The following is an 8,783-nucleotide window of genomic DNA, read 5'->3' as shown; positions in this document are numbered from 1 at the left end:
CCAGCCGGCCAGGTCCAGCGCGTCGTGCAGCACCTGCCGGCGCGGCGCCGCCCAGGCCGCCGGGTGGGTGACCACCGCCGGCGGCAGGAAACCCACCGCGGCCACCGCGGCGTCGGCGACCGCCCGCAGCGTCGCGGCCAGCAGCTCCGCCGGCCGGTACGCCCGGCCGCCCAACTCGACCGTCTCCTCGTCGACCCGGCGTTTCGGGTTCGCCTCGTACCGGGTCGGGTCGGCCTGGGCCAGCCGCTGGGCGTCCCGCCCGACGTGCAGCCGCCCCTCGGTGTCGGCGTAGACCCCGGAGGGGAGGATCGGATGCCCGTCCACGAGCAGCGGGCGGGTCCGCCCGTCCGGCCAGCGCAGCACGGCCACCGTGTTCGAGGTGCCGAGGTCCACGCCGAGGGCGAATCCGTCCTGCTGGCCTGACATCCGTGCCTACCTCCACCCGACGAGGGGATGCCCGGCCCCGCATCGTACGCAGCCCACACCGCGCGTCGATCTCCGGCGCGGTACGTGCCGCGAACGCGTGGACCGGGGAACTCTCCACGGAGGACGGCTGCCGGTCGGGATTCGTACGCCGGCCGCGCCGGAGGGTGGTGGAGCGGGTGACGGGAATCGAACCCGCACCGTCAGTCTGGAAGGACGAGGATCACCGCACCGAGGCGCCCGAAACGGAACAGGCATCGCTCGCGGGTCGTCAGCTCTTGTGGGTGAGGACGTTGATGACTTTGCCGTTGGGGTCACGCATGAAGAAGCGTCGGACTCCCCATGGTTCGTCGGTGAGCGGGTGCACGATCTCAGCGCCGGCGTTTCGGGCGGCCTGATGCGCGGCATCGACGTCATCAACCTCCACGGACACGTCGGGGATGACCGGTGCGGTGGCGTCGTGGGTCATGAGACTCAGCTGGGCTTTCGGGTTGGCGCGATCGCTGAGGGTGACGATCCAGCCCATGTCCATGACGACCTCGAAGCCAAGTACCTCGACGTAGAAGGCGGTGGCCGTCGCGATGTCTTCGGTTGCAAGGTCGGGCATTGTGCGCTTTATGGCCATGAGGGCCATGCTGCCTCGCGGCAGCCTCGTGGGCCAGGCCTGCTCTGTCTTGAACCGCTGGTGCTGCCGGTAGCCCGGCGCTCTCGGGTTCTTACGTGGAGCGGGCGACGGGAATCGAACCCGCACCGTCAGTTTGGAAGACTGAAGCTCTGCCATTGAGCTACGCCCGCATGCACCCCGTTGTCGCGGGGCGCGCCCGACAGCCTACCCAATCCCGGAACCGGACGCGCAGCCCCGTACCGCGCGCCGCCGGGTCGCCCGGCCCCCATGATCCGCACAACTTCCCCGAAAGAGTGCCTTCCCGGCGCCCGGAGGCCACACTTTCCCTGAAATTGCCGCCTGCCAGCGGCGCCCGGATGCCGCCTGCCAGACGCCGCCGGGCGGCCCGGACGCGGGGCGGCGCGCCCCGGTGACCGTCCGGTGGGCGTGGACGGCATAGACTGCTCGTCGCCACGGGGTGTGGCGCAGCTTGGTAGCGCACTCGCTTTGGGAGCGAGGGGCCGTGGGTTCAAATCCCGCCACCCCGACTGTCGTTCGCGGCCGGCTCGTCCCGGGAACCGCCGATTTTTCCGCGCGGTGCCCGGGCGCTGCCGATGCAGCAGGTCGGCTCGCCTACACTCGATGCGCGCAAACACGCCCAGACTTCAACACCAGATCCGTCAAGGAGTACGCCTGTGAAGAGCACCGTCGAGACTCTGAGCCCGACGCGCGTGCGGCTCGCCATCGAGGTGCCGTTCGTCGAGCTCGAGCCGAGCCTCAAGAAGGCGTACCGGGAGATCGGCCAGCAGGTCCAGGTTCCCGGCTTCCGCCGGGGCAAGGTTCCTGCCGCGGTCATCGACCAGCGGGTGGGCCGGGGCACCGTCCTCAACGAGGCGGTGCAGGAGGCCATCCCGCAAAACATCCTGGCCGCGGTCCGCGAGCACGACCTGAAGACCCTCGGTCGGCCGGAGGTCGAGATCACCGAGTTCAACGACGGTGACTCGCTCAACTTCACCGCCGAGGTCGACGTCCGGCCGGAGATCACCCTCCCGGACCCGGCCACCATCGAGGTGACCGTCGACGAGATCCAGGTCGCCGACAGCGAGATCGACGAGCAGGTGAACAGCCTGCGCGAGCGGTTCGCCACGCTGAAGACCGTCGAGCGGGCCGCCCAGGAGGGCGACTACGTCCAGATCGACCTCAATGCCACCGTGGACGGCGAGGACGTGCCGGGCGGCCAGGCGAGCAACATCTCGCACGAGGTCGGCAGCAAGCAGCTCCTGCCGGGGCTGGACGAGGCCCTGGTCGGCCTCGCCGCCGGCGACAGCACCACCTTCTCCACCCAGCTGGTGGGCGGCGACTTCGCCGGCCGGGACGCCGAGGTGGCGGTGACCGTCCGCACGGTCAAGGAGAAGGAGCTGCCCGAGCTCAACGACGACTTCGCCCAGCTGGCGAGCGAGTTCGACACCATCGAGGAGCTCCGTAACGACCTGCGCGAGCGGGTCACCCGGGGCAAGCAGGTCGAGCAGATCTACGCCGCCCGCGACAAGGCCCTCGAGCAGATGGTCGCCGCCGCCGAGGTGCCGGCGCCGGAGGGTGTCGTCCGGGAAGAGGTCGAGAGCCGCAAGGCCGCCATGGTCGACCAGCTCGAGCGGATCGGCGCCTCCCTGGAGGAGTACCTCGCCGCCGAGGAGAAGACCGAGGAGCAGATCGACACCGAGCTGACCGAGGCGGCGACCGACGGCGTCAAGATCCAGCTCCTGCTGGACACCCTGGCCGACGCCGAGGACGTCCAGGTCTCCGACGACGAGTTCGGCCACGAGATCGTGCACCGCGCCCAGCGCGCCGGGATGGCCCCGCAGCAGTACTACGACCAGCTGGTCCGCTCGGGTGCCGCCGCGGCCGTCTTCGGCGACGTCCGCCGGGGCAAGGCGCTCGCCTCGGTGATGGAGAAGATCAAGATCAAGGACTCGGCGGGCAACGAGGTCACCCTCGACGCGCTGCGGGCCCAGAACGAGGCCGAGCACAACCACGAGCACTGATCATCGGGTGTCGGCCGCCGTCCCTCGCTGCGCGTCGGGCGGCGGCCGAAACCCTTTTCTGGGTACGCCCCGAGGGTGACTGCGCTGAGAGCGAACAGTGCCCCGACCGGGAGTACGCCCCCCGGCTGAGCGGTTAGTGTCGGGTAGGACGGTACGGAGAGCGAAGGGCTGCCATGACCGACATGCACATCCCAGCGAAGCCGCTCCGGGCGATCGACGCCCGTGGTGGCGACACCATTGGCAACCTCGACGACTCGGTCTACAACCGGTTGCTCAAGGAACGGATCATCTTCCTGGGCAGCGAGGTGACCGACCAGGTCGCCAACCGCATCTGCGCGCAGCTCCTGCTGCTCGCCGCGGAGGACCCGGACCGCGACATCAACCTCTGGATCAACTCGCCGGGTGGCTCGGTCTACTCCGGCATGGCGATCTACGACACCATGCAGTTCATCGACAACGACGTGTCGACCGTGGCGATGGGCATGGCGGCCTCCATGGGCCAGCTGCTGCTCTGCGCGGGCACCAAGGGCAAGCGCTACGCCCTGCCGCACGCGCGGATCATGATGCACCAGCCCTCCGGCGGCATGGGCGGTACGGCGGCCGACATCGCGATCCAGGCCGAGCAGATGCTGTACACCAAGCGGATGTTCCAGGAGCGGGTCGCCTTCCACACCGGCCGCAGCGCCGCGGAGATCGAGTCCGACTCGGACCGCGACCGATGGTTCACCGCCCAGGAGGCCATGGACTACGGCTTCATCGACAAGGTGATCACCGGAGCCGCTCAGGTTCCGGAAGGCGCCGGGACCCTGAGCTGACCGAGGAGCTGACGATGACCGACCTGAGCCTGCCGCCCCAGTTCGCGGCCGTGCACAACCGCTACGTTCTGCCGTCGTTCGTCGAGCGCACGTCGTACGGGATGAAGGAGTCCAACCCGTACAACAAGCTCTTCGAGGACCGGATCATCTTCCTCGGCGTGCAGGTGGACGACGCCTCGGCCAACGACGTGATGGCCCAGCTGCTGACGCTCGAGGGCACCGACCCGGACCGCGACATCATCATGTACATCAACTCGCCCGGCGGTTCCTTCACCGCCATGACGGCGATCTACGACACCATGCAGTACGTCCGCCCGGACATCCAGACCGTCTGCCTCGGCCAGGCGGCCAGCGCGGCGGCGGTGCTGCTTTCCGCCGGCACCCCGGGCAAGCGGATGGCGCTGCCCAACTCCCGGATCATCATCCACCAGCCGGCCACCGAGGGCGGCTACGGCCAGGGCTCGGACATCGAGATCCAGGCCCGGGAGATCCTGCGGATGCGGACGCAACTGGAGACGATGCTCTCGCAGCACTGCGACCGACCGGTCGAGCAGGTCCGCAAGGACATCGACCGTGACAAGATCATGACGGCCGAGGAGGCCAAGGAGTACGGGCTGGTGGACACCATTCTGACCAGCCGCAAGAAGGGTCTGCTCGCGGCGCACGCCGCGAGCTGAGCACTGGTGAGGTCGGAGGTCGGCCGGGACGTCGTTCCCGGCCGGCCTCTGACACACCCGCTTTGGGGGTCGGAGAAACTCCCGCCAGCGGGTAACGTCGGGTCTGTACCGCTTCGCTGGGTCGGACCGGCAGGGTGGGACGACAAGACGGACGGGCGCTCGACGCCCGCAGGTCAGGGCCGGCGCTCCGGCCGACGAGTGCAGGGAGAACGTAGGTGGCACGGATCGGTGACGGCGGCGACCTACTGAAGTGCTCCTTCTGCGGCAAGTCGCAGAAGCAGGTCAAGAAGCTCATCGCGGGCCCCGGTGTGTACATCTGCGACGAGTGCATCGATCTCTGCAACGAGATCATCGAGGAGGAACTGGCCGAGTCCGGCGAGGTGAAGTGGGAAGAGCTTCCCAAGCCGATGGAGATCTGCCAGTTCCTCGACAACTACGTCGTCGGCCAGGAGCAGGCCAAGAAGGCGCTCGCCGTCGCGGTCTACAACCACTACAAGCGGATCCAGGCCGAGGCGGCTGGCGCCCCCGGCTCCGGCAGCGACAGTGTCGAGCTGGCCAAGTCCAACATCTTGTTGCTCGGCCCCACCGGCTGCGGCAAGACCCACCTGGCGCAGACCCTGGCCCGGATGCTCAACGTCCCGTTCGCGATCGCGGACGCCACCGCCCTCACCGAAGCGGGATATGTCGGCGAGGACGTGGAGAACATCCTCCTCAAGCTGATCCAGGCGGCCGACTACGACATCAAGCGCGCCGAGACCGGGATCATCTACATCGACGAGGTCGACAAGATCGCCCGTAAGTCGGAGAACCCGTCGATCACCCGGGACGTCTCCGGCGAAGGCGTGCAGCAGGCGCTGCTGAAGATGCTCGAGGGCACGGTGGCCAACGTGCCGCCGCAGGGCGGGCGCAAGCACCCGCACCAGGAGTTCATCCAGATCGACACCACCAACGTGCTGTTCATCTGCGGTGGCGCCTTCGCCGGGCTCGACCAGATCATCGAGGCCCGCACCGGCTCCGGTGGCACCGGCTTCGGCGCCCGGCTCCGGTCGGTCTCCGAGCGGTCGACCGACGACATCTTCAGCCAGGTCATGCCGGAGGACATGCTCAAGTTCGGCCTGATCCCCGAGTTCATCGGCCGGCTCCCGGTGATCACCAGCGTGCGCAGCCTCGACCGCAGCGCGCTGGTGCGGATCCTCACCGAGCCGCGCAACGCCCTGGTCCGGCAGTACCAACGTCTCTTCGAGCTGGACGGCGTCGAGCTGGAGTTCGAGCAGCCCGCCCTGGAGGCCATCGCCGACCAGGCCATGCTGCGCGGCACCGGCGCCCGCGGCCTGCGGGCGATCATGGAAGAGGTTCTGCTCTCCGTGATGTACGAGGTGCCGAGCAACCCCGACGCCGCCCGGGTGCTGATCACCCGCGAGGTCGTCCTGGAGAACGTCAACCCGACGATCGTGCCCCGCGAGTTCACCGGTCGCCGGGCCCGCCGGGACCGCGAGGAGAAGTCGGCCTGAGGCCCGCCCCGACCGCGCCCGGCTCAGCTCGGGCGCGGTCCGCGTGAACGGGTTCGTCGGTCCCACTCGCCCGACGGGGTGACCACCACCATCACCAGTCGCACCGGCTCGGCGCCCGCCGCGCGATAGCCGTGCTCCCGGTCGGCGTGGAACTCGATCGTCTCCCCGGCCCGTACGTGGTGGTCGACGCCGTCGACGGTCACGGCCGCCGTGCCGGCGAGCACGTGCAGGATCTCCCGGGTGCCCCGTGGATGGTCGGGGGAGGCGTGCGCCTCGCCGGGCTCCAGCCGCCATTCCCAGAGCTCGACCAGATCGGGCTCGCCGAGACCGTTGAGCAGACGGGCCGTTCCGCCCCGGTCACCCCGCCAGAGAATCGGCGCGGCGGCGCTCGCGGAGATCCGTACGCTGTGCTCCTCGGCCGGCTCCAACAGCCGGGCGATGCTGACCCCGAAGGCGTCGGCGACGCGGCAGAGCGTGCCGATGCTCGGGTTGGTCCGGGCCCCCTCGATCTGCACCAGCATGCCCTTGCTGACCCCGGAGCGGCCGGCCAGCTCCTCGAAGGACCAACCGCGGGCGGCCCGCAGTTCGTGCACCTGCCGGGCCACGGCCGTCGTCGCGTCGGTCACCGCGATCACCGCGGCGGTGGTGCCGATCGCCGCCGGGCTCCTCACCGCCCACTCCCCGGGCACCCTGGCACTCTCCGGGGCGGGGCTCGCGGTGGTGGCCATCGCCCTGGTCAGCCTCGGTGAGAATGGCGCCTCCGGCCGCGTGTCCACCCGCGTGCTCGGCACCGCGCTCGGCGCCGGCCTGCTCTTCGGCGTCTTCTTCGCCCTGCTCGGCCAGGCCGGTGAGGCCGCCGGCATGTGGCCCGTGCTCGCCGTCCGGGTCAGCTCGATCGCCTTCGGGCTCGCCGTCGCGGCGCGGGCCGGGGTGGGCCTTCGGCTCGGGCGGCCGGTGCTGGGCTGGGCCGCCGCAGCCGGCCTGCTGGACTCCGCGGCGAACGCGTTCTACCTGGCTGCCGCCGCCCGGGGCCACCTGAGCATCGTCGCCGCCATCGCCTCGCTCTATCCCGCGAGCACGGTGCTGCTCGCGCTCGGCGTCGACCGGGAACGACTGCGTCCGGTCCAGTTGGCCGGTCTCGGCTTCGCCGCCGGCGCGCTGCTGCTGGCGAGCATCTGAGCCCTGTCGCCGCTGGGCTCCCGCCCGTACGCTGAGCCCCATGCGCGTCGCCGTCTGCCAGCTCAACGCCCGCGACGACCGGGCGGCGAACCTCGCCGCCGCCGAGGCCCTGCTGGTCCGGGCCGCGGCGGCCGGCGCCGACCTTGCCGTCCTTCCCGAGTACGTCGACTACCTCGGGCCGGGCGACCGGATGCCCCCGGCCGAGCCGGTTGACGGCGTGGTGGGCAGCTTCTTCGCCGAGGTCGCCCGCCGACTCGGCATCTGGGTGATCGCCGGCTCGTTCCACGAGGCGGGGCCGGACCCCGAGCACACCTGGAACACGTCGCTGGTCTTCGACCGCACCGGCGCGCTCGCCGCCGGCTACCGCAAGATTCACCTGTACGACGTGGAGATCCCCGGCCGGGTGTCGTACCGGGAGTCGGCGACCGTCGCGCCGGGCGACCAGCCGGTCGTGGTCGACGTCGAGGGCCTGCGGGTGGGCCTCTCGATCTGCTACGACCTGCGCTTTCCCGAGCTGTATCGGCAGCTCGCCACGGATGGCGGCGCCGAGCTGCTGGTGGTGCCGGCGGCGTTCATGATGCACACCGGCCGGGATCACTGGGAGGTCCTGCTCCGCGCCCGCGCGATCGAGAACCAGTGCTACGTCGCGGCCGCCGGGCAGACCGGCGATCACGAGCCGGGGCGGACATGCTTCGGGCGCAGCATGGTGGTGGACCCGTGGGGAACGGTGCTCAGCCAGGTCCCGGACGGGCCGGGTCTCGCGGTCACCGAGCTGGACCTGGACCGGCTGCGGACGATCCGCGCCGAGCTGCCCAGCCTCGCGAACCGTCGGCTCTGAGCCCGTCAGCTCTCCAGCAGTACGCCCACCAGGGTGAAGCCGGCGATCGCCACGGCGGTGATCACCAGGGCCGTGGTCATCCGGGACGGGCCGCGCTGGGCCAGGCGTCGGAGCGACGCCAGGACGACGAAGAGCACGAAGGCGCCGATGACCAGTTGCCAGAACGGCAGCAGCAGGCCGAGCAGGGCGTCCTCGGCGAGCGTCGTCACCGCGGGGAGCCGGGACACGTCATCCATGCCGAACACTCTGGCACGTGCAGCCGCGGCCTGGTCCCGTTCGATCGTCGGTTTCCTTGTCCGGAACCGGGCGGGCCCGATCGGAGAGGGAAAGACGATCATTGATTTGCCTTCTCGGGGTCGTCCGCGTAACTTTCTCTCTGCACGCGGGAGGCCGGACAAACCGGCCGAGAGCGGGCACCAGGCTGGTGGCGGAGACGCCGAGCCAGACTGAGATTCGGGCGGTGCGAGCACTCCGAAAATTCGGAGTTGCGATCGCGAAGCCGACCGGGTAGAGTTCGAAGGCCGGCAGGGAGCCGGGCGGGTGGCCGCGAAAGCGGCGCCGGCCGGTCCGCCGGAAAACCACGACAGAAACGACCGCCGGGTACGGCGTGCGTCGGAGTGGTTCGGACTGACCAAGTTGATCACCTCGAACACGAGGTTGACAGCGAAAGTCGGCCCGAGTAGGTTGGAGAGGT

The 8,783-nt window shown here is 70.1% G+C and carries 9 protein-coding genes, 2 tRNA genes and 1 pseudogene; 7 read left to right on the top strand and 5 right to left on the bottom strand.

Going from position 1 to position 8,783, the window contains the following annotated elements:
- From ONA70_RS32015 to ONA70_RS32005, 3 genes and pseudogenes are all read right to left on the bottom strand, one after another.
- Positions 1–426: pseudogene (locus tag ONA70_RS32015) on the bottom strand (Hsp70 family protein); the annotation flags it as partial.
- Positions 427–694: 268 nt separating this feature from the next.
- Positions 695–1,048: a VOC family protein gene (locus tag ONA70_RS32010; RefSeq protein ID WP_265010224.1), complete on the bottom strand. Its 354-nt coding sequence runs from the start codon at positions 1,046–1,048 to the stop codon at positions 695–697.
- Between the two features lie 96 nt (positions 1,049–1,144).
- Positions 1,145–1,218, bottom strand: a tRNA-Gly gene (locus ONA70_RS32005).
- 283 nt (positions 1,219–1,501) lie between these two features.
- On the opposite strand from ONA70_RS32005, the gene ONA70_RS32000 reads away from it, so the two are divergent.
- From ONA70_RS32000 to clpX, 5 genes are all read left to right on the top strand, one after another.
- Positions 1,502–1,575 (top strand) — tRNA-Pro (locus ONA70_RS32000).
- Between the two features lie 147 nt (positions 1,576–1,722).
- Positions 1,723–3,069, top strand: a complete 1,347-nt coding sequence (gene tig / locus ONA70_RS31995; protein WP_265010223.1) for a trigger factor — start codon at positions 1,723–1,725, stop codon at positions 3,067–3,069.
- A 173-nt stretch (positions 3,070–3,242) separates the two neighbouring features.
- Complete coding sequence (locus ONA70_RS31990) at positions 3,243–3,884, top strand: ATP-dependent Clp protease proteolytic subunit (RefSeq protein ID WP_265010222.1); 642 nt, start codon at positions 3,243–3,245, stop codon at positions 3,882–3,884.
- Positions 3,885–3,898: 14 nt separating this feature from the next.
- Complete coding sequence (locus ONA70_RS31985; RefSeq protein WP_265010221.1) at positions 3,899–4,561, top strand: ATP-dependent Clp protease proteolytic subunit; 663 nt, start codon at positions 3,899–3,901, stop codon at positions 4,559–4,561.
- Positions 4,562–4,776: 215 nt separating this feature from the next.
- A complete protein-coding gene (gene clpX / locus ONA70_RS31980; RefSeq protein WP_265010220.1) occupies positions 4,777–6,072 on the top strand; it encodes an ATP-dependent Clp protease ATP-binding subunit ClpX in 1,296 nt (431 codons plus the stop codon).
- A gap of 23 nt (positions 6,073–6,095) precedes the next feature.
- On the opposite strand, the gene ONA70_RS31975 is transcribed toward clpX, so the two are convergent.
- Positions 6,096–6,743 carry a helix-turn-helix domain-containing protein gene (locus ONA70_RS31975; protein ID WP_265010219.1) on the bottom strand — a complete coding sequence of 216 codons (648 nt, stop codon included), beginning with the start codon at positions 6,741–6,743 and terminating at the stop codon, positions 6,096–6,098.
- Here ONA70_RS31975 and ONA70_RS31970 point away from each other — a divergent pair.
- The gene (locus ONA70_RS31970) at positions 6,718–7,251 is read left to right on the top strand and encodes an EamA family transporter (protein ID WP_265010218.1); all 534 of its coding nucleotides are present in this window, start codon (positions 6,718–6,720) and stop codon (positions 7,249–7,251) included. The genes ONA70_RS31975 and ONA70_RS31970 overlap by 26 nt on opposite strands.
- A gap of 40 nt (positions 7,252–7,291) precedes the next feature.
- Positions 7,292–8,089: a carbon-nitrogen hydrolase family protein gene (locus ONA70_RS31965; protein WP_265010217.1), complete on the top strand. Its 798-nt coding sequence runs from the start codon at positions 7,292–7,294 to the stop codon at positions 8,087–8,089.
- A 5-nt stretch (positions 8,090–8,094) separates the two neighbouring features.
- On the opposite strand, the gene ONA70_RS31960 is transcribed toward ONA70_RS31965, so the two are convergent.
- On the bottom strand, positions 8,095–8,325 hold the full coding sequence (locus ONA70_RS31960) for a hypothetical protein (RefSeq protein WP_265010216.1): 231 nt from the start codon (positions 8,323–8,325) through the stop codon (positions 8,095–8,097).
- Positions 8,326–8,783: the final 458 nt, after the last annotated feature.

It is taken from the genome of Micromonospora yasonensis, from assembly GCF_026013475.1.
Taxonomy (GTDB): Bacteria; Actinomycetota; Actinomycetes; order Mycobacteriales; family Micromonosporaceae; genus Micromonospora; species Micromonospora yasonensis.
Note: the sequence above shows the minus strand (reverse complement) of the source record. Positions and strands in the feature narration are given on the sequence as shown.